The organism is Clostridiaceae bacterium (genome assembly GCA_012840395.1).
In the GTDB taxonomy this organism is placed as follows: Bacteria; Bacillota; Clostridia; order Acetivibrionales; family DULL01; genus DULL01.
Genome location: DULL01000027.1, coordinates 1 through 21,921, shown reverse-complemented (window position 1 = coordinate 21,921; position 21,921 = coordinate 1). Strand labels below are relative to the sequence as shown.

General features: G+C 36.1%; 18 protein-coding genes and 1 pseudogene. 7 read left to right on the top strand and 12 right to left on the bottom strand.

What is annotated here, in order from left to right; all coding sequences use genetic code 11:
* Positions 1 to 231 precede the first annotated feature (231 nt).
* Entirely contained in the window at positions 232 to 2,055 is a 1,824-nt protein-coding gene (glmS, locus tag GXX20_03145; GenBank protein ID HHW30661.1) for a glutamine--fructose-6-phosphate transaminase (isomerizing), read from the bottom strand.
* A gap of 767 nt (positions 2,056 to 2,822) precedes the next feature.
* Here glmS and GXX20_03140 point away from each other — a divergent pair.
* The 3 genes from GXX20_03140 to GXX20_03130 all read left to right on the top strand — a co-directional run bounded on the left by GXX20_03140 (position 2,823) and on the right by GXX20_03130 (position 6,738).
* Positions 2,823 to 4,010, top strand: a complete 1,188-nt coding sequence (locus GXX20_03140) for an AI-2E family transporter (GenBank protein ID HHW30660.1) — start codon at positions 2,823 to 2,825, stop codon at positions 4,008 to 4,010.
* A gap of 49 nt (positions 4,011 to 4,059) precedes the next feature.
* On the top strand, positions 4,060 to 4,953 hold the full coding sequence (locus GXX20_03135; GenBank protein HHW30659.1) for a hypothetical protein: 894 nt from the start codon (positions 4,060 to 4,062) through the stop codon (positions 4,951 to 4,953).
* Positions 4,954 to 5,118: 165 nt separating this feature from the next.
* Positions 5,119 to 6,738, top strand: coding sequence for a multicopper oxidase domain-containing protein (locus GXX20_03130; GenBank protein ID HHW30658.1), 1,620 nt, complete (start codon positions 5,119 to 5,121; stop codon positions 6,736 to 6,738).
* 37 nt (positions 6,739 to 6,775) lie between these two features.
* Here the strand turns inward: GXX20_03130 and GXX20_03125 are convergent, their stop codons facing one another.
* The 3 genes from GXX20_03125 to GXX20_03115 all read right to left on the bottom strand — a co-directional run bounded on the left by GXX20_03125 (position 6,776) and on the right by GXX20_03115 (position 9,233).
* A complete protein-coding gene (locus tag GXX20_03125; protein HHW30657.1) occupies positions 6,776 to 7,516 on the bottom strand; it encodes an amino acid ABC transporter ATP-binding protein in 741 nt (246 codons plus the stop codon).
* Between the two features lie 21 nt (positions 7,517 to 7,537).
* Positions 7,538 to 8,317, bottom strand: a complete 780-nt coding sequence (locus GXX20_03120; GenBank protein ID HHW30656.1) for an amino acid ABC transporter permease — start codon at positions 8,315 to 8,317, stop codon at positions 7,538 to 7,540.
* Positions 8,318 to 8,396: 79 nt separating this feature from the next.
* Positions 8,397 to 9,233 carry a transporter substrate-binding domain-containing protein gene (locus GXX20_03115; protein ID HHW30655.1) on the bottom strand — a complete coding sequence of 279 codons (837 nt, stop codon included), beginning with the start codon at positions 9,231 to 9,233 and terminating at the stop codon, positions 8,397 to 8,399.
* Positions 9,234 to 9,749: 516 nt separating this feature from the next.
* Between GXX20_03115 and GXX20_03110 the strand changes: the two genes are divergently transcribed.
* Together GXX20_03110 and GXX20_03105 are read left to right on the top strand one after the other, a co-directional pair.
* Positions 9,750 to 10,400 carry a hypothetical protein gene (locus GXX20_03110; protein ID HHW30654.1) on the top strand — a complete coding sequence of 217 codons (651 nt, stop codon included), beginning with the start codon at positions 9,750 to 9,752 and terminating at the stop codon, positions 10,398 to 10,400.
* Positions 10,401 to 10,506: 106 nt separating this feature from the next.
* Positions 10,507 to 10,674: a DUF3787 domain-containing protein gene (locus GXX20_03105; protein ID HHW30653.1), complete on the top strand. Its 168-nt coding sequence runs from the start codon at positions 10,507 to 10,509 to the stop codon at positions 10,672 to 10,674.
* 71 nt (positions 10,675 to 10,745) lie between these two features.
* On the opposite strand, the gene nifJ is transcribed toward GXX20_03105, so the two are convergent.
* Complete coding sequence (gene nifJ / locus GXX20_03100; GenBank protein ID HHW30652.1) at positions 10,746 to 14,270, bottom strand: pyruvate:ferredoxin (flavodoxin) oxidoreductase; 3,525 nt, start codon at positions 14,268 to 14,270, stop codon at positions 10,746 to 10,748.
* Positions 14,271 to 14,356: 86 nt separating this feature from the next.
* Positions 14,357 to 15,754, bottom strand: coding sequence for an MATE family efflux transporter (locus tag GXX20_03095; GenBank protein HHW30651.1), 1,398 nt, complete (start codon positions 15,752 to 15,754; stop codon positions 14,357 to 14,359).
* Between the two features lie 388 nt (positions 15,755 to 16,142).
* On the opposite strand from GXX20_03095, the gene GXX20_03090 reads away from it, so the two are divergent.
* Together GXX20_03090 and GXX20_03085 are read left to right on the top strand one after the other, a co-directional pair.
* Entirely contained in the window at positions 16,143 to 16,733 is a 591-nt protein-coding gene (locus tag GXX20_03090; GenBank protein HHW30650.1) for an accessory gene regulator B family protein, read from the top strand.
* 46 nt (positions 16,734 to 16,779) lie between these two features.
* Positions 16,780 to 16,917: a cyclic lactone autoinducer peptide gene (locus tag GXX20_03085; GenBank protein ID HHW30649.1), complete on the top strand. Its 138-nt coding sequence runs from the start codon at positions 16,780 to 16,782 to the stop codon at positions 16,915 to 16,917.
* A 64-nt stretch (positions 16,918 to 16,981) separates the two neighbouring features.
* Here the strand turns inward: GXX20_03085 and GXX20_03080 are convergent, their stop codons facing one another.
* The 6 genes and pseudogenes from GXX20_03080 to GXX20_03055 form a co-directional block, all read right to left on the bottom strand.
* On the bottom strand, positions 16,982 to 18,295 hold the full coding sequence (locus GXX20_03080; GenBank protein HHW30648.1) for a GHKL domain-containing protein: 1,314 nt from the start codon (positions 18,293 to 18,295) through the stop codon (positions 16,982 to 16,984).
* Positions 18,296 to 18,396: 101 nt separating this feature from the next.
* Positions 18,397 to 18,582 (bottom strand): Spo0E family sporulation regulatory protein-aspartic acid phosphatase, encoded by a 186-nt coding sequence (locus GXX20_03075; protein HHW30647.1) that lies wholly within the window; start codon positions 18,580 to 18,582, stop codon positions 18,397 to 18,399.
* 363 nt (positions 18,583 to 18,945) lie between these two features.
* Positions 18,946 to 19,566 (bottom strand): YjbQ family protein, encoded by a 621-nt coding sequence (locus tag GXX20_03070; GenBank protein ID HHW30646.1) that lies wholly within the window; start codon positions 19,564 to 19,566, stop codon positions 18,946 to 18,948.
* A gap of 149 nt (positions 19,567 to 19,715) precedes the next feature.
* Positions 19,716 to 20,621, bottom strand: coding sequence for an EamA family transporter (locus GXX20_03065; protein HHW30645.1), 906 nt, complete (start codon positions 20,619 to 20,621; stop codon positions 19,716 to 19,718).
* Positions 20,622 to 20,699: 78 nt separating this feature from the next.
* Positions 20,700 to 21,428 (bottom strand): annotated as a pseudogene (locus tag GXX20_03060) (sugar ABC transporter substrate-binding protein).
* Between the two features lie 3 nt (positions 21,429 to 21,431).
* The gene (locus GXX20_03055) at positions 21,432 to 21,770 is read right to left on the bottom strand and encodes a hypothetical protein (GenBank protein HHW30644.1); all 339 of its coding nucleotides are present in this window, start codon (positions 21,768 to 21,770) and stop codon (positions 21,432 to 21,434) included.
* Positions 21,771 to 21,921 lie beyond the last annotated feature (151 nt).

The following is a 21,921-nucleotide window of genomic DNA, read 5'->3' as shown; positions in this document are numbered from 1 at the left end:
TCAATATCTTTCATCAATACTCTATTCGAATCCAATAAAATCAATACTTTTAACCTTATACCTTACCCCTTTACCCTACTCATCCTAAAACAAAAATCATGGCTCCAATAAGGTTTTCTACCCTATTTTCACCATGATTCTTAACACAACTTTTTTATTTTTAACACGACTTTTTTATTCGTGACACGAGTTTTTTTGGGTTATACAACATGACTCCATTTCCTATCCCGGCTATTCTACTGTAACCGATTTTGCCAGATTCCTAGGTTTATCTACGTCACAGCCTTTTAACACTCCCACATAATAGGCAAACAATTGCATAGGTGTTATTGCAACAATAGGAGCAAGTAAAGGATCTATATCGGGTATGGAGATGACCTTATCAGCTACTTTCTCCACTTCCTCACTATGCCGCTGGGTAATTGCCATGACAACAGCTCCCCTACTCTTGACTTCCTTAATGTTACTGATCATCTTTTCCACCAATGTATCTTGTGTCATGGAACAAATAACCAGCGTACCCTGTTCAATCAAGGCAATTGTTCCATGCTTAAGTTCTCCTCCTGCATAAGCCTCTGAATGAATATATGAAATTTCTTTAAGTTTAAGAGAACCTTCCATGGCAAGTGCATAATCCATACCTCTCCCGATAAAGAATATACTCTTGGCATTAACATGCTGGGAAGCGAACTTTTGGATATTTTCTTTGTCTGCCAGCACTTTCTCAATGGCATCCGGAATCTCCTTTAGTTTTTCCAGAAGAGTTTTACAAGCTTGCTTATCCAGTTTTCCCTTTTTATATGCAAAATCTACAGCTATGAGGTACAATGCCGCAAGCTGGGCATTATAAGCCTTGGTACATGCAACAGCTATTTCCGGTCCAGCCCAGGTATAAAGCACATCATCAGATTCCCTTGCAATGGAGCTGCCTACCACATTTACTATTGACAGCACCCTCGCTCCCCGTTTCTTGGCCTCCCTCAATGCAAAAAGGGTATCCAGTGTTTCACCGGACTGGCTGATAATTATTACAAGATCCCTCTCATTTATAATCGGGTCCCTATAGCGAAATTCTGAAGCCAGATCAACTTCAACCGGAATCCTTGCCAATTTTTCTATCATGTATTTCCCTACAATACCTGCATGATAAGCTGTACCACAAGCTACAATATATATTTTTTGAATATTTTCCAGTTCTTCAGATGTTATATTTATACTGTCCAGTGCAACCTGGCCATCCGTAATTCTCGGATTAACAGTATCTCTAATTGCTTTGGGCTCTTCGCACATTTCTTTCATCATAAAATGTTCATAACCGGATTTTTCAGCAGCAGCCACATCCCACTCAACATGGAAAACATCCTTCTTTATCTGAGCCCCAAGATAATTGAATATTTTTACTTCATCTTTTTTAACATGGGCAATTTCCTTATCCTCAAGTATGTAAATATCTCGAGTATACTCTAAAATTGCAGGAATATCTGAGGCAATATAGTTTTCTCCCTTGCCTAAACCTACGATAAGAGGGCTGTCTTTCCTGGCCGCCACAAACTCATCAGGATGATGCTTACATATTACTCCCAGCGCGTATGATCCTTCGAGTTCATCTATAGATTCCTTAACTGCCTGTACCAGATCCCCTTTATAATGGTATTCAATAAGGTGGGCAATTACTTCCGTGTCAGTTTCAGAAACGAACTCAAAACCCTGAAGTATAAGAAAATCCTTTAGTTTCGAATAATTCTCTATAATACCGTTGTGAACAACAGCAATATCACCGGATTGGCTGGTATGAGGATGGGAATTTACATCATTGGGTTCCCCGTGAGTTGCCCATCTTGTATGACCAATGCCCATTGTTCCTTTAATAGTATGGCAGTTAACCTTCTCCTCAAGGCATGTAATCTTACCCTTGCATTTAATTACTTCCAGTTTATCTTTATCCAGCACTGCCACTCCGGCAGAATCATAACCTCTATACTCAAGTTTTTTTAAACTGTTTATCAAAATAGGTACAGAATCTCTGTCACCTATATATCCTACTATACCACACATAATTTAATACCTCCAAATTCTTGTTGTTGAGAAAAAACGGATATAAAGGCAATAATTGGTTGCATTAATTAATGCCAATTGCTACTTTAAGGATATTAATTTTAATTTAAATCTAATAATTTAATTACCGAATATTCTGTTGTTAAACAGACAAACACAGATTTACTATGATATGATATCAGGAATGTCACCCGGCTTCCTCTGTTTCCCAGTCGCCTGGGGTTTTTGTAAAGCCTTTATCGGTTGTGACAAACCGGAAGGTTTCCGCCGAATCTTTCGATAACCCGGTTGCCAAATCTAATTAGCACCGGCCTCCTTCTCCTCGTCAACTTATACCGGGAGCAATTTCTGCTCCTCGTTAAGTCCTGGCGCTTGAATCATAATACCCTAATAATCTCTCATTCCCCCCCTTCCTGGGTATTTCACAATCCTGATGTCATAGCCCCATGCTTTTTTACCTATTCACTTTATTACATTAACAGTATACGTTGATAGAAACCAGAATGTCAATTATTTTCTTTTTTAATATATGCTCAACTCATGAAAATGTGACTTGAGATATTTAAAATCGGGTTAATTTGAGTTCTTTAGAGTCTTTTTGGATTAATTTAAATTTGCCATAATTAATTATCGTCAGGAAATAATACTAGAAATTTCAACAAAATATTTTGTTTTAAAAAAACATTGTTTATATTTTGGTATAAGTCATATATAATTTGAGTAGCGAACGAAATATTATGAAATTAATTATACAAGGAATGATCTTGGTGGATCTAAATAGAAAAAACATACTAAAAATTTTATTCATAATATTTATTTCAATAATTTTCTATACAATATTTAGAAATATTAGTTCAATTATTGCATTTTTTAAAACCTTGTTAAACATACTTTTACCTTTTATTATGGGACTTTTTATGGCATTTTTTACCAATGTGCCTTTACGCTTTTTTGAAAACAAGGTATTTGCAAGACTAAATAAGAAAAACTTAAAGATATGGCATTATATCCGAAGACCTGTATGTTTGTTGTTAAGCATAGTACTTATCACAAGTATCTGCATTTTAATCCTGTTGTTAATTATCCCTGAAATTCAGCAAACTGTTATCACTATTTTAAACGAACTGCCAAACCGAATAATAAGTCTTGAAGCTTCATTAAATGAATTACTGGAAAAATATGATTTACCTCATGATTCCTTTGATAACATTTTTAATCTCGAAATTGACTGGAATAATATTAGTAAAAGTATTTTAACCATTATTACTAATAGAAGTTCTATAGTTATAAATAAGACAATTGACTTAACCTCCGGCATCTTCAGAGGTACATTCCGCTTAATCCTGGCATTTATATTTTCAACTTATCTTTTATCCTCAAAGGAAAAATTACTTTCCCAGATAAAAAGAATATGTAATGTTGTTTTTAAAGAAATAACTGCTGAAAAAATCTTTGAAATAGCTTCTTTAACAAATAATATATTTTCAAGATTTGTAATCGGGCAACTGACTGAAGCATTTATACTTGGATTTCTATGCTATCTTGGCATGGTTATATTTAGAATGCCCTATGCTCTTACAATATCCTCATTAGTTTTAATCACGGCCTTTATACCTGTATTCGGAGCTATTATCGGAACAGGCATTGGAGCGCTGATGATATTGCTTGTTAACCCTGTTCAAGCCTTTTGGTTTGTAATCTTTGTGATTGTACTGCAGCAAATTGAAGGTAATATTATATACCCGAGAGTGATAGGTACCACTATTGGTTTGCCGGGAATCTGGGTTCTGTTTGTAGTTACTGTTAGCGGAGGCCTGTTTGGTGCTGCGGGGATGTTCATAAGCGTTCCTTTAAGTGCAGTTGTTTATTATCTGTTCCGTGAGTTTATAAATAAAAAGTTAAAGGAAAAGAATTCTTTAGAACAAGGTGAACATTTTGATAGAAATATCAGCTAAGTTAAAGGAAAAACTCAGCAATATTCCGTATTCCCCCGGAGTATATAAAATGTTGGACTCTAAAGGAAACATAATTTATATTGGTAAAAGCAAATGCCTTAAGAAAAGAATAAAAACATATTTCACGGATAATCCCAGGTGGGAAAAAGTTGAAAAACTGGTGTTTTTCGTTGATGACATTGATTTCATAACTACCGATACGCACTTAGAAGCCAGGCTTCTTGAGTGTGAACTTATTAAACGAATTAAACCAGGCTTTAATTCACAGATGAAAAATGACGAAAGATATGTTTATTTAAAAATAGAAAGTTATAATAGACTTAATTCATTATCTATTGTACCTGACAGGGAAGATTATACTTACGGCCCCTTCAGGAAAAAGCATACTCTTTCAAATACCATCGATTTATTGAAATGTATCTTCCCTATAATCCATAAAAATGGAAGCTATGAATTAGATTACCATATTATTCCTTCAGTTATGGACCAGGATACATTTAATGAAAATAGAAAAATCTTGATAGAAGTATTTTCAAATATGAAAAATATGAAAATGCTTATTGAGACCTTAGATAATAAAATGAAAGAAGCTTCGGCCTTATATAGATATGAAACAGCTTCAAGATACAGAGATATAATTCAAGGGCTAAACTATATTAATAACGGAATCTGGCAATATAAAAAGCTTATGTCACGTGATATCTTACTGAAAATACCGACAGAACAAGGATTTAAGCTTTTTTTCATATTAAATGGAAGCATACTTCTGAAGAAAAACTATAAAAGCCTAAGTGATGAGGATATTGATTCATTTTTAGAAAGCGCATATTCTTTAAAAGAGTCTGCATCTATTGAATTAGATGAAAAAGCAGGAATTGATTTCCGTGATATAATCTATTCTGAAATATTATCTCTACCAAAAGATATGGTCAAGTACTTATAGTCTGCTGAGCTAGACAAGCACAATAATCAATCTTTTATCATACAATAAATCAACATATGTCTTGATATTTATCTGAATCTACAAAGCCTTTAAATACATAAATATATTATTTGTTATTGAAAACATGATGCGCAAATATCCTGCGCAATTAAGGGGGTTTTATCTATGGCTCCGGTACTTGAAAAGTATAAGGATGCATTACCAATTCCAAAAGTCATTAAACCAGTAGGAAAAAAGAATGGCCAACCTTACTACGAGTTGGAAATGACAGAGTTTTATCAGAATCTGCACAGCGATATGGGCGACACAAAATTATGGGGGTATAATAAAAGTTATCCTGGTCCCATTATTGAGGTTCAAAAAGATAAGCCAGTTTATGTCAGATGGATTAATAATCTTCCTGATAAACATTTTTTGCCCATAGACAAAACAATCCATGGCGCAAAGCATAATCCGGAAGTAAGAACTGTTGTCCATCTACACGGATTGAATGTTAGACCTGAAAGCGACGGATTCCCTGATGACTGGTATACGCCCGGAAAATCTGCGCTTTATTATTATCCTAACAGGCAACCGGCAGCAACTCTCTGGTATCATGATCACGCAATTGGCATTACAAGGCTGAATGTTTATGCAGGATTAGCCGGTATGTACCTTATTCGTGACAAACATGAGGAAGACTTAAATCTTCCCTCGGGAGAGTACGAAATACCTCTAATAATACAGGACAGAGATTTTAACGATGACGGCTCATTATCCTATCCGGCTCCGAATATAAACGGGGTTCAGCCCTCCATTACGCCAGGCTTCTTCGGAAGCTATGCCCTTGTTAACGGAAAGGTATGGCCGCATCTGTATGTAAAACCAAGGAAATATAGATTCCGCATACTGAATGGATCAAATTCACGTAATTACAGACTTCGCTTTGCAGGAACGGAAGGACAAATATTACCGGCATGGTACCAGATAGGTACTGATGGAGGATTCCTGGAAAAACCTGTGAAACTGAGCAGCCTGTCCTGTGAACCTGCTGAAAGAGCCGACGTTATTATTGATTTTACCGGACTGGCAAATCAAACCTATACTCTTGTAAATGATGCAGTACCTCCCTTTGGCACTCCGCTACAGGAGATCATGCAATTCAGAGTCCTTGATACTCCTGTAAAGGATAACAGCAGGCTGCCGCTAAAGCTGAACAATATACGTCCTTTACCTTTAAAAAGGGCAAAGCAAAGATATATAGATATTATAGTGGGAACAGATGATTATCTCAGGCTGATGTTTATGCTTGAAAATAAAACATGGACAGATCCCGCAACTATAAAGGCAAAATTAGGGAGTGTAGAGGTTTGGAATATAGTCAGTACAGGCGCAGGTGCCCATCCCATTCATGTGCATCTGGTTCAGTTCCAGATTTTGAACCGTCAGGCCTTTGATGTGGGAGAGTATATATCAACCAAAAAACTTAAATTTATTGGTCCTCCAGTTTTGCCTGATGAAAATGAAAAGGGATGGAAAGATACCGTTAGAGCGGACCCCGGAACTGTAACAAGAATAGCAGCACGATTTGGGGATTTTACGGGAACTTACCCCTTCCACTGCCATATACTTGAACATGAAGACCACGACATGATGCGTCCATTTATAGTATATAAGGAAAAATGCACTTCTGATGATGAAATAGATGCTTTCATACCTTGCACTAACATGGAGGAAATAGATATTGACGGCTTTGATGCAAAAGAAACTGGAATCAAGGATACGGTTCTGCTGCTTCCATTTTAACGGAAGCAGCAGAACCGTCCCTGTGCTTCTAATTTTTTCAAATAGCTTTAAGAGTGCGTTTTAGAAACTCTCTGGTACGTTCCTTGGCAGGGTTATTGAAAATCTGCTCCGGAGGTCCTTCTTCTTCAATAACTCCTTTATCCATAAACACCACACGATCAGCTACATCTTTGGCAAATTCCATTTCATGGGTTACTATCAGCATGGTAAGACCTGCTTCTGCAAGTTCCTTCATTACTTTAAGCACTTCTCCCACCATTTCAGGGTCAAGGGCTGATGTAGGTTCATCAAATAACATTACATCTGGTTCCATTGATAGTGCCCTGGCTATTGCAACACGTTGTTTCTGTCCTCCCGATAATTGCCTTGGTTTTGCATTAACGAATTGGTCCATGCCAACAACCTTCAAGTAATTCATAGCAATTCTTTCTGCTTCTTCCTTTGAACGTTTGAGCACTTTTCTTTGCCCTACAACACAATTACCTAATACATTATGATTGTCAAATAAATTGAACTGTTGAAATACCATGCCCATTTTAGTTCTGTAAGCATAAATATCATGCTTGTCATCCAGGATATTTTTGCCCTTATAAATGATTTTTCCTCCGCTTGGTTTCTCCAGCAGATTAATACAACGAAGAAGGGTTGATTTACCGGAACCAGAAGAACCAATTATGCAGACTACTTCTCCTTTATTAACTGAGAAATCGATATCTTTGAGCACTTCGTGAGTTCCAAAGGATTTACTTAAATGTTGAATTTCAATAATTTTTTCCATGTTTTCCCCCTACATCTGGTTTTATCTGCCCTGCAGCTTGTCTTTTGTCTTGCTAAACATTTTTTCAGGAGGTTCTAGCTGCATCTGATTAGTACATAAAACATAGTGCTCCGATCCGTCTATTTTCTTTTCAATGAAGCGCAGGATCCTTGTTATTGAATAGGTCATAATCAGATAAATTATGCTGGCAACTAAAAACGATTCGAAAAATCTAAAATTAATACCTGCTATTGAACTTGTCTGGAAATACAATTCTGTTACGGAAATAACATTCAAAACAGAAGTATCTTTAATATTGATTATAAATTCATTTCCTGTTGCCGGCAAAATATTGCGAATAGCCTGAGGCAGTACTACATTAACCATTGTTTGCACATGATTCATGCCTATGGCCTGTGCTGCCTCATATTGCCCCTTATCAATAGATATAATTCCGCCTCTGACGATTTCTGACATGTAAGCGCCTGTATTTATTGATACAATAAATATTCCAGCCACCAACCTGTTTATATCAATACCAAATGCCATAGCTGAGCCGTAATAGATTACCATGGCCTGTACTATCATTGGCGTGCCGCGGAAAACCTCAATATACACAGCCAGTATAGCATTGATGGTTTTTAAGATATACCTTTTTATTCCCCGTTCGGGAACCGGAATAGTACGTATTACTCCCACGATTAACCCTATAATAAAGCCAAAAACAGTTCCAATTATAGAAATATACAACGTTATACCGGCTCCGCGGAGAAACATTGGCCAGTATTTTACAATAATTTTATAAATCCACTCTAAACTCATCTCGAACCTCCTAGAATGCAAAAACAAAGGAAACCGAGTGTATTTAAAGAATTAAACACACCCGGGTTCCCAATAAACCTTATTCAGCTACAGGCTGGTTTTTAATAGCGTTATTCATAATCTCCCGGCGTTCTTCTTCTGATATGCCTGCCAGAACCTCATTGATTTTATCTTTTAATTTGCTGCCTTTTACCAATCCAACAGCTATAGCAGTATCATCATCAGATGTAACAAATCCATCGTCAAAAACAACCATTTTAAAGTTTTTGTTGGCTGCTTCGGCACTTATACCCTCAGGACGCTCTGATACGTATCCGTCAATAACTCCTGATTCGAGAGCCACTCTCATGGCAGGGAAATCATTCATTGCAGCCTGCTTGTTTACACCTTCTATCTGATCAATTACAGTATAGTGGAAAGTATTTAACTGGGCAGTTATTTTTGCGCCCTTGAAATCCTGTATGGAAGTTGCATTTTCATATTTGCTACCCCTTTTCACAACCATAACAAGATCTGACTTGTAATAGTTATCTGAAAAATCAATTGTCTGCTTGCGTTCTTCTGTTGGTGACATACCTGCAATAATTGCATCAATTTTACCTGATGTCAATGCAGGTTCAAGTCCTTCCCACTTAGTTTTCACGACAACCAGTTTTTTCCCTAAGCCTTCGGCAATTCTTTTAGCTATTTCCACATCATATCCACCTGCATATTCCGAACTGCCCTCTATTGGTACAGCACCATTGGAATCATCCAACTGAGTCCAGTTGAATGGCGGATATCCGCATTCCATACCTACTCTGAAAGTATCTTCCTTTGATTTTGTATCCCCCGATTTGCTTCCTGAGCTACATCCTGCAAACATCACTACAGTCACCAGTATCAATGCGATAACTGATAGTAACCTTTTTGACATAACCTGAATCCCCCTTAAATTCATTTATTAATCCTTTTTCATTTACAAACTCATATAGTATTAAAGACAATACCTATATTCCAGTATTTCTAAAATAAAAACCTGAGTTAGTCTCAGGCCAAATTTTCAGTTTATTTCATCCCTCCCCATTACAAATGAGATAGCACAACTCAATAAACCGGGCCGTTTATTGAGACAGTCTTACAGCTATTAACTGTAAGCCCAGCAAGTAATACTGAGAATATTACAAGCTTCGGCGGTACTCCCTTCTCAATAGGTTCATCGTTTCTCACACTCATCTAAAGATTGTGAAATACCGCGCCTCTACCCCACTTGGTTAAGTGAGGTTTGAATTTATCAAGTTGTTACTCGTAGTTTACATCATTCTATATAATCTGTCAATTGGTTTTGATATATACCTTTATTTGCTTTTTTTGCGTCATGTAACCTTCTCCGAAGTCACAACATATTATGTAAAGTGATAAACTATTTTTATATATTCGGGAGGAATATAACATGGATTATGATTTTATACCAAGTAACTATTATGAACAAGATGAAAAGGAAAAAAAATCGGGTTCAAAACACAAATGCAATAACAACACTCCCTCCAATCAAGTGAATACCTTATCACGTCCCTGTGCGCCGGTGGAGTTGGTGAAAAACGGTGGATTTGAGGAACTGGGAGCATTTGAATTATTTACAGATTGGGTACGAGAGAGCAATAATATTAGAATAAGTGGTTCACTTATTGCCCATGAAGGTTTGGGAAGTGCATCATTTAATGCAACACCAACCCAGGAAATTCAAGATAAAACCGGCAGGTTATTTCAAAATGTCACAGTTAATCCCGGCTGCTTCCTGGTTTTAAGCTATGCTACAAATTTCCTGCAAGTTGGTGCTGATTTTGAAGGACTTGACTTTAGTGCAAGAGTGTATTATGGCAATAATACCCAAACAAATCTTATTAATATTGAGACACGGTATACCTCTGATTTTCTGGCCGGCACAGGATATGATTTTCACCAGAAAGTATCAAATGTACCGGTTCCATCAAACGTAACAAGCGTTACGGTAGAATTTATGATCAGAGTAACTGACAAAGGCGCTCCCCCGGCTGATATAACTCAATTCCTCCTTGACAGTGTATCACTAAGGGCTATATAGACATTCTTCAGAAATTTTCAATTTCCGGTTTAGAAAAAGCCCTAATACAAATAATATGATTATAAACTGACTTATAATTAAACCAACATAGGAACAGGAGGATTATATGTCTGAAAACAAATACAAAAGTAAAAATAATCGAATGCCAATTGAAAAGCACGATACAGCAGCCTGGGCAAATATTTGCAAGATGAAGCCGGTTTCAAATGTTAATATTCCTGATGAGGTACAAATCAGAAATGCAAAAGAATATGTTGACTCAAACCAGAAATAAGTTTAAATCAGAAAAAGTTTTAAGGGAAGGCTGTCAAAAGCCTTCCCCAATCTTAATTTCCATGTCAGAAGCTATAACAGGCCATGTTCTGCTAACATCTTATATTTCCTATATCTTTCAGCTGCATGCTGCCTTGAAAGCTCAAACATTTCACCTGCAATATCAGGAAATACATTCATAAGCTGAGAATAACGCACCTCTCCATGGATGAACTCTTTATAATCCTTGGTAGGTTCTTTTGAGTCAAGTATAAAGGGATTTTTGCCTTCCTTTCTTAAATCCGGATTATACCTGTAGAGATGCCAATATCCTGCTTCCACTGCTTTCTTTTCTTCCATAATGCTTGTCCCCATACCTGTTTTTATCCCATGACTTATGCAAGGTGAATATGCAATAATGAGGGACGGTCCTTTATAATTCTCAGCTTCAATTATAGCTTTTATGGCCTGATTCATATCTGCTCCCATAGCTATCTGGGCTACATAAACATAGCCATAGCTCATGGCTATTAGTCCCAGGTCTTTTTTCCTCAGCTTTTTCCCTGCTGCAGCCAGCTTGGCAACAGCGGCTGTATGAGTAGATTTTGAGCACTGTCCTCCGGTATTTGAGTATACCTCGGTATCCATTACAAATATGTTTATATCGTCACCCATTGCCAAAACATGGTCAAGCCCTCCAAAACCAATATCATAAGACCAGCCGTCACCTCCGATGGCCCAGAAAGAACTTTTTACCAAGTAATCTTTCTTTTCCATTATCTCTTCAATAAGCTTATTACCTTTATAATTATATCCTTCCAGTGCTTTTAGTATCTTGCCGGCAGCCTTCTTTGACCCCTCTCCGTCATTCATATGATCCAGCCATTCCTTGAAAGCATCTTTAATTATTGTTTCGATAGGCGAATTAATTGCCTGCTCCATTAACTCAGCAAGCCTATCTCTTATCTGCTTTGCTCCAAGATACATTCCGTAACCGAATTCCGCAGCATCCTCAAACAGGGGATTTATCCATGCCGGCCCCCTGCCTTCCGCATTAGTAGTGTAGGCTATGGATGGAGCAGAAGCACCCCATATGGATGAACAACCTGTGGCATTAGATATAACCATCCTGTCTCCAAAAAGTTGCGTAAGAAGTTTAATATAAGGTGTTTCACCACATCCGGGGCATGCACCGTTAAATTCAAGCAAAGGCCTTACAAATTGGCTGCCTTTTATTGTATTACGGCTAATTATGTCATCTTTTGCAGTAAGAGTCATGGCAAACTCCCAGTTTTCTGATTCCATTTCTATTTCCTGCTCTGCAGGCTTCATGATAAGAGCTTTTCCTTTTGCAGGACAGATATCCGCGCAGTTCCCGCAGCCTGTACAATCCAGCGGCGAAACCTGAATACGATACTGTAAGTGTTCCAGTCCTTTTCCTGTAGCCTTTTTTGTCTTGAAAGTATCAGGTTTGCGCTTTACTTCTTCCTCATCCAGCAGAAAAGGCCTTATTGTTGCGTGGGGACATATATAAGAGCACTGGTTGCATTGTATGCATTTATCAATCTGCCACTCCGGAATCATGGGTGCTATGCCACGTTTTTCATAAGCAGTAGTGCCAAGAGGGAATGTGCCGTCTTCCATTCCTTTAAATGCACTTACAGGAAGTTCATCTCCTTCATGTCTGGCCATAGGTTTTTGAATATTTTTCACAAAATCAGGCTCATCCTTAATACATCCTTCTTCATCTTTTGCTTCCAGCCAGGATGAAGGTACTTCAACTTTTATCAACGCCTCAACAGCTTTATCGATAGCAGCTATATTCATATCTACGATATCCTGCCCTTTTTTACCATACATCTTCTCAACAGAGTTCTTCAGGTATTCCAGTGCATCCTCAAAGGGAATAACATTGGCAAGTTTAAAGAAAACTGCCTGCATGATCATGTTAATCCTGTTGCCAAGGCCTATCTCTGAGGCTATTGCCATAGCATCTATAATGTAAAAATTTATATCGTTCTCTGCTATATATCTTTTCATAGGGGCTGGAAGCTTCTCTTCCAGCTCATCTGGTGTCCAGGGACATGTAAGTACGAATGTTCCTCCCTTCCTCAAACCCTTTAGAAGGTCATACTGGTATACAAAAGCTTTATTATGGCAGGCAATATAATCTGCATTATATACAAGATAGGGTGACCTGATAGGCTTTTGTCCGAACCTTAAATGAGAAATGGTAGTGCCTCCTGACTTCTTGCTGTCATAAGAAAAATATGCCTGTACATGCATGTCTGTGTTATCTCCGATTATTTTGATGGCACTCTTATTGGCTCCAATTGTACCATCTGATCCAAGGCCCCAGAATTTGCAGCTGATTGTCCCCCTGGGAGCAGTATTAATCATTTCCTCTTCAGGCAGTGATGTAAAAGTAACATCATCTACTATACCAATTGTAAAGCCATCTTTTGGATTATCACTTTTCAGGTTGTTGAATACTGATATAATTTGTGAGGGCCTGGTATCTTTGGAGGAAAGCCCGTATCTTCCTCCGACTATAAGGGGTCTGTTTTTATGATTTTTAAAAGCCTTAACTACATCCAAATATAATGGCTCTCCCGGTGCACCAGGCTCTTTTGTCCTGTCCAGTACAGCTATTTTTTTCACCGTATCAGGAATTACATTCAGCAGGTGAGCTTCAGAAAAGGGCCTGTAAAGATGAACATTTACCATCCCTGCTTTTTCGCCCTTTGCATTCAAATAGTCAACGGTTTCACATATAGTATCGCAGGCTGAGCCCATGGCTATTATGATATATTCAGCATTATCCGGGCCATAATAATCAAACAGCTTATATTTTCTTCCGGTAATTTCTCCAAGTTTATCCATATACTCCTGTACAATATTTGGTACTGCCCTATAGAAAGGATTTGAACTTTCTCTTTGCTGGAAATAGATATCAGGGTTTTGGGTAGTACCCCTTACCACAGGATGTTCAGGATTTAGAGATCTTTTTCTGAACTCTTCAACAGCATTATAGTCTGCAAACTGTTTTATAGTCTCGTATTCAATGACACCGATTTTTTGATATTCATGGGAAGTCCTGAACCCGTCAAAAAAGTGAATGAATGGAATCCTTGACCTGATTGCCGACAAATGTGCAATAACCCCCAGATCCATTACTTCCTGTACACTGGAAGAAGCAAGCATTGCTACTCCGGTCTGACGGCATGCCATTACATCCTGATGATCTCCATATATTGATAACGCATGGGTAGCGATAGCTCTTGCCGCGACGTGCAGAACTCCCGGCAAAAGCTCTCCGGCCATTTTATACAGGCTGGGGATCATCAATAGAAGTCCCTGGGATGCTGTATATGTTGAAGCTAAGGCACCTGACTGAAGAGAACCTCTCATTGCAGCCGCTGCTCCTGCTTCCGACTGCATCTCAATTACCTTTACCCGTTGCCCAAATATATTTTTCATTCCATGGGCTGACCATTCGTCTATCCCTTCTGCCATTGGTGTTGACGGTGTTATTGGAAATATGGCTGCCACTTCCGTTAGTGCATATGATGCATAAGCTGCAGCCTGATTACCATCCATAGTCTCCATTCTCTGCATATAAATTCTCCTTCATATAGCAAATTATAAAAATAATTATCGGAAATTATTATTCCACTTATGGAGATTTAAATGCAGAAAAGCGTCTAAACAACCTTGATTTCTTTCCATTTCCCGCCATTAAACCTGAGCAGAAATACAATACCTTTTGCAATCCATTCTGTCACCATGGAAAGCCATACACCAATAAGGCCCATGCCCATTCCTCTGGCAAAAACATAGGCAAGACCTATCCTTGCGCCAAACATTGATATAGTGGAAACCATCATGGTAAATTTGGTGTCCCCTGCGCCTCTTAAAGCAAAAGGAAGAACGGTACTCAGGGGATATATAATCATAGATCCTGTGCAATACATGGAAAATACGATATAGGAAAGTTTATAGGCTTCCTCTGAAAGGTTGTATCCCTTTAGAATAGCTGGAGCAAATATTATGCAGCAGGCATTAACAATAAAGCCTAAAATATAATTAATTTTCAACATATGCTTTGTATACATAACTGCCTGCTCTGTTTTTTTAGCACCCATGCACTGTCCTACAATGTTAATTATACCAAGTGAAAAGGTAGCCCCGAGGGTGTATGATATAGGAGTCAGACTTTTGGCAATTGCATTAGCTGCAAGAGCAGCTGTTCCGAAACTTGCAGTAAGTCTTTGTAAAATCAGGAGACCAAACTGAAAAAATCCTTTTTCAATACTATTTGGGATGCCTATTCCCAGAATTCTCTTAATCATCGGGAAATCAACATTGATTTTTATAATATCTTTTATTCTTACAGTATTTTTATATGAAGTCATGAATAACAGCATAATTCCAGACACAAAAGCTGTTGCCGTAATGGTGGAAATACCTGCCCCTGCAACACCTATTTTAAATCCATATATCAATATGGCTTTTATTAAGAGGTCCATTCCCATCATCATAAAGGAACAGAACATAGGAATCCGGCTATTACCCATTGCCCTGAATGAAGCTGCGCCAACGTGGTAAATAGCCAAAAAAGGATATGAAACCAGGGATAAGGAAAAATACAAAAGGGCATTTTTAAAAACATCTTCTTCAACATGTCCAAACATAGCCGATAGAAAAGATCTTTTAAAAATAAAAGATACCAGGCTTACTGAAAATGATAAAAAAAGTATGCTGTAAAGCCCTGTTTTCATGGCATTGCCTGCTTCGGTAAGGTCTTTTTTACCTATGTACTGAGCAATAACAACACCGCATCCTGTTGCAAGTGCTACCAACATCTGTTTTATAAGGTTATTTACGGTTGCGACAAGTGAAATACCTGCTACTGCCGTTTCCCCAACTGATGCCACCATGGCCGTATCAGCAATGGTAATTACCGCTATCATAATTTCTTCTATCAGAATAGGAATAAGCAAGCTGGCAATCATCTTATCTGTGAATATGCCTTCCTGCTTAAGCCTGAATGGATTTGCCAATATATTAGACTTCATTGTTGCTCCAATAATAGACCTCATTAATACCCCTTATAATTTTCTATATTTGTACTTTATCTCTGCTCTTTTATTTTACTTAACTCTTTTATTTTATTTAATTCTATAACTTCTTAAAGTCATAATATTTTAACCCACAATGTATATAATACGCTTAATATCACTATTATGCAAACCATATTATTCTAAATAATGATTATTATTCTTTCTTACCTTGTAAATTCAAAGAAACTCAGATAAAATTAAGGAAATGATTATTTTGACAAACAATTGACAAAATAACAGGAAATTTTTATAATTAATATAATTAAACTATCAAAATTGTAAAACTATTGAATTTTTTTCTAAAAATATGTATAATTATGTATGTAAAATATGTAAACATTTTAACTCTAAGATTTGAGGTGTGTTTATGTTTATAGATAACATAAGCAGTAAAATCACCGAATTAATAAAGCGCAATTCGGATGTATCAGAAGAAAAAGCTGAAATTATAAATTATGGTATTAATATTTTTATATATGAAACGTTAATCATCCTAATAATCTTCTCCGTAGCAATTATTTCCGGATACTTTAAGTACATATTGACTTCATTTTTAGTATATGGTATTTTAAGAACATTTGCCGGAGGAGCTCATGCCCATACCCGTGCTCAGTGTTTGATTACATATGTTACCGTCTTGACATCGGTAATGCTTATTTCAAAGTATTTATGGTCGGATAGTTTCCTGCCCGCCATTTTCCTTTTTATATTAAACATCATTATTCTTGTTAAATACGCTCCTGGCGACACAGTACAAAAACCTTTCCGGAGTAAAAAATTAAAATCAAGGCTTAAATTTTTATCAATATTAGCTACTGTTATTGTCTATTCCATTGCTTTAATAGCATGGCACTCGGACAGATTGCTCTATAATGTCATCATACTTTCAACCATACCCGTTATGTTTCTGCTTCATCCAATAGGTTATAAAGCATTAAAATGTCAACATGGCTCTTAAATAACCAATACATAAATAAATCACAAAAGAAAGGAGGCATTTGAGTATGAAGAAAGTTATACGCATAGTAGTAGCAGTAGCATCAACTTTAGCTGTTTTATTAGCTACTGCCACCGCACATGCATGCATTCCATTTTTCATTTACCAGCCCGAAGCACCAAAGTCCTTAATTAAAGAAGATTAAGCAATCTTTTTAAACAGTCCTTCACTAAAAGGGTATTATCTGGGTAGGGATAATACCCTTTTAGCTATGATATTGTTAATTTCTGTGTAAAATAATTATCAGTTGCTGAAGTTTCTAAATAAACATTATTATACTTTTTTAATATTTTCTTAACTTCAAATAAACCAAAGCCTGAATGATCTTTTTTAGTAGTAAAACCTGATTCGAATATTTTATTGATATCTACGTATTCAGCGCAGGAATTACTTATCTGAAGGGTTAAATTATTATTACTATTTCTAAAGATCGAAAATTCCACTATTTTTTCCTCACACGCAGATGCAGCTTCAAAAGCATTATCTAATAATATACCTATAATCTTACAAAAATCCAGTGTTTTAACATTTTTAATATCTATTTCAGATAATATACTAATATTAAATGCTATGTCTTTTACCTCTGAATAAGACATCTTAGACAAAAGAAGACCATAAAGAGGTGGAAAATTAACTAAGTATGAGTTTAAAGGCATTGTATTATTTATTTTCCTTATCTCTCCCAGAATCTGTTTATGGTATTTTTTCAACCCTTCTATATTATTTAATCGCAAGTATCCATCAATTACCTGTATTATATTGTTAAAATCATGTTTAAATCCCCTAAGTTCGTTTATAGTATCATTTAATGTATTTATGTATAATTTTTGAAACTCTATTTGTTGGGATTTAGCATCAAGCTCACTTAATTTTATTGAACTATAACTATTGAATAACAAAAAGAAAAGTAAAGATACTGCATTAAAAATATAAATTGAAGTAGGTACGGTAGGAATAACATGTAAAAAGAATGAAATATTTGGAATCACCATTAGTAGAGTCATTAACAAACTAATAACTATAACTATAATTCTTTTTTTGTCCATGTTCTCAGGAACTCTTAACTGAATTCTAAAGTAATATATAATAAGAAATGTCATTAAAAATAGCATTAATCCTAATGCTCTCATAATTATTGCGGTAAAAAATGACTTTGACCATTCTAAACTATCAAAGTAATTACCAAATGAGATCTTAAAGATAGCCATGCCCACATATTCCATAATTGCTGTAGTTATAAAAAGAAGAGCAGCTGCAAAAAAACTACTTATATAATTGAATTCTAATATAAACTTTATGCTGAATATACTTATGATAATATAAAAAACCAGACTTACCGCTGTGTTGTTAATTGGGAAAAAAGATATTGGTATTTGATGTAGAATAGTAAATGTAATAGCATAAATTATTACTTTTCTTATGTTAAATTCTTTCTTAAAGAGAACAAGTATAATTGCACTTTGTAATGCAAGCTGCACACTTCCTAATAGTATAAGGGAAAAAAGCTGCCAAATATTAAACATATATTTACCTCACTTTAGTTAATAGCTAAATCTGTGTTAAGGCCTTACACAAATTTAAAGAAAGTATAATATTGTCGTAAAATACGAGATTTTTGAAAATTTTATCGAATTTTGTCATTAGTTTTCTTTATATAATTATAATATTGGACAATAAGATTATCAAGAGCATGACTCTTACCTATAACCTTTTCCGAACAGATATTTTCTTTGTTGAGAAGTTTGTGCAATTCGTCCTGAACGACAGAAATTTTTAATAATATGGCTTCAACAGTCTTTTGCTTGTTCATACATACAATATCCTCATGCTTAAAACTTTACAAATAATGTGAACAGTTTTACAAAAAAAGTTCACTATCATATTAATTTCTATGATTTACATATAATCTAAGCTTAATTTTATTCAATATGTACATATAGCTAAATTTTATATTGTATACAGTATTTTGTCAATATTTGAATAAATTGGTCAAATCGAAGATATTTGGATAACAATATATAAAAAAACAGGATTTCCAGTATCTTAAACCTCATCAGGAATTATTTCAGCCCTTGGTAAAGATCTGGAAACCCTTCTGTTTTAATTTATAATTTTTATATTATTTTAAATTATTTGTGTTAACAGTGCATTTTTAATTAAATATTAAAATTTCTTATCTCTTGAGTTGCAAATCAAAGCGGGGATCATAAGCTGTCTCTTCTTCAGTGAATTTACGCAAAGTATTAACTACTTCACCGTTGTTCCATTTACGATCTCCAACATCTTCTGTAGTTCCCATAACAGTAACATTTACCTGTCTGCGACGTGCACGTACATGGTCCCAGTCTATGAAGTAAATGTGTGCAAATTCGCCACCATCTAATTTACCATCTTTTATGGTCATTGTCTCGCTACGTCCAAAGAAAACAGAACGCAGATGAGCATCAGTATTCATGCTGGTATAGTTGCCGGGTTCACCAACATTACGGGCAAACTGTGCATGAATTGGACCAGGATGACGATACTGACCTTCTTCTGTATAATCAGGAATCAATTTACGCATAATGTCAAGAAGGTCATGCTGCAGATATTCAAGATCAAAGGTATCAAGATCATGGGAGCATTCCTGAACCATGACCGAACATGTAGTATGATGGGATACAATACTTACTGTACCATTTTTTATTCCAGAAGCCTTTACAATTTCAACTACTTCCTTTGTAACGTCATGAAAAGTTGGAATCCAACCTCTTGATTGTAATTCGATTTCTTTTTGAAATACTTTAAATTCCATACTATGTACCTCCTATTTATAATATATTTTTATTCTGCCAAATATACTTGGTTATTATTTCATCTTTCATGGAAATTATAACACAAAGTGATAGTCATGTCCACTATTTGATTACGTTATTGTAAAAAATGTGTTATTATTCATTTATGTTATGATTGTATTTTGCTTTCGTTATGGTTTCTATTTTGTTGGATTTGTTGTACTTTTCTGTTTTGTATTAATTTAGAGGCAATAGTAATGGAAACACCAATAAAAATCAGAACAGAACCTGCATAAAATGCCCCTGTCAGTTTTTCTTTCAGAAAAACAACAGAAAGAAGCGTGGCAATTACAGGCTTAATCAAAAAAACAGTACTGGCCAGGCTTACAGAAGTAACTTCCATGGTTTTGTAATATGCCAGGTAGACAGTTCCTGAACATATTATTCCTATAAAAAGAATCCTAAATATATTCGATCCGTTAACACCTGCAACCAGGCTTTCACCTGTTAGAAAAAGAATTATTCCAAGAGTAGCTGCACCGGTTAAAAAGCTGATAGAAGTTGTTATAAGGTTACCATATATTCCCCGGGCTTTAAACATTAAAGTATTGAATAATGAAAATAATATACTTGAAGCAAGTGCTGCTACAGCATATATATTTATACCGAACTTAAAAGGTTCAATTAAAATTACTAATCCTATCAGAGATATAATACAAGTTATCCATATACTCTTAGGAGGACGCTGCTTTAATATTATCCATCCCGTGAAAGTTCCAAATACAGCGTTTAAACAATAAATGAAAACGCATAAAGATACCGTGGTGTTAACAAGAGCAATTTGCAGTAATATACAACTTGACATTAACAGCAATCCAAGCATCCATATCTTTACAAAACCTTTCAGATTGATTTTGCTGATGCTCTTACTATACTGAACTAAAGAAAATGGAAGAATTGTTATTCCTCCAATAAAAAACCTCAAGGCTGTTAAACTGTAAGGAGATATTTCAAGGTTCTTGGATGTTACCTCAAATACTGAAAACATCAGGGCTGTTAAAACAAAATACACCATTTTTTTGTCCTTCCCGGAATAAAGTACATGTTTATAAAAACATGTACTTTATTCACTATTAGTTCTATTTATTTTTTATTATTTCTTGGGCTGGAATGTGGAAGGATTCTCAAGAGTTCCACCAAACACAGCATCTCTGACAGTTAATACGTTGTTGGGATTTACTGAAATAGGATCGAGGAAATTTTTCTTTTCATAGGGCTCGCCGTTTAATACTTTTATTCCTAATTTTACTGCCTCAACAGCAATGAGCGGCTGGCTCTTCAGGTTTGTGAAAAACATCTTCCCGTCAACTATTGCCTGCATACCTGATGTTAAACCTGAATTTCCATATACTTTTACCTTGTCAAGACGTCCGGCAGCCTCAAGAGCACGGATGGCACCTAATGCAAGGTCGTCATTAGTACATGCAATTGCATCAATATTATCAAATTTTGTAAGAGCATCTTCTGTGTTTGCAAGACCGTCAGCTGCTGTATCAGTTTTTGACTCGAATTTATGCAAAATCTTGTATTTGGGATCTGCTGCAAAAGTGGGTACTACTCCCTGGTTATACTGTATATCTGCATGAGCTGCGCCCACCGGACCGTATAGATATACAACATTTGCACCGTTGGGGAAATCTTCCATAATCTGTTTTGCCTGGTTGATACCGAACTGTTTTTCATCGAAAACAATACCTGCTGTAACATTTTCAGATTCTGATTCACGGGCAACTGTAATAACAGGTATTCCTGCAGCGTGTGCTGTGTCAACGGCTACTTTACTACCTGATACCTGAACAGGACCTAACAGGATTATGTCAACTTTTCATTGCACGAGGTCTTCAACATCTTTAATCTGTTTTTCCTGGTCAGCGTTAGCCCAAAGTATAATCATTTCGTAACCCTGAGAAAGGCCATACTCTTCCATATTCTTTCCTACGTTTGCCCACCACTGGTTATCTTTCGATACAAGACTGCACCCTATAACTATCTTCTTATCTTTTGTTTCAATGGGAGCATTATCCGAGGATTCGGATGTGCCTGGTGTGCTCGTCTGAGTGGGTTGTTTATCTGTAGTACCAGAGGATGAGGAAGTACAGCCTGCAAGTGAAAGCAACAAAGCAGCTACCAACAACAGACTCATTAATACGAGTGTTTTTTTCATAAATGATCCTCCTTTTTTTATAAACGTAGTGTCAAAAATTCTATTTGAATTTTGACCTAAAACCTTTATTTCACTGGCTTGCGCCAGTTACTTTCGTATCCCCCCTGAAAACTGGAAAAAATCCAGGGTTTCAGATCATATAAATTTATTA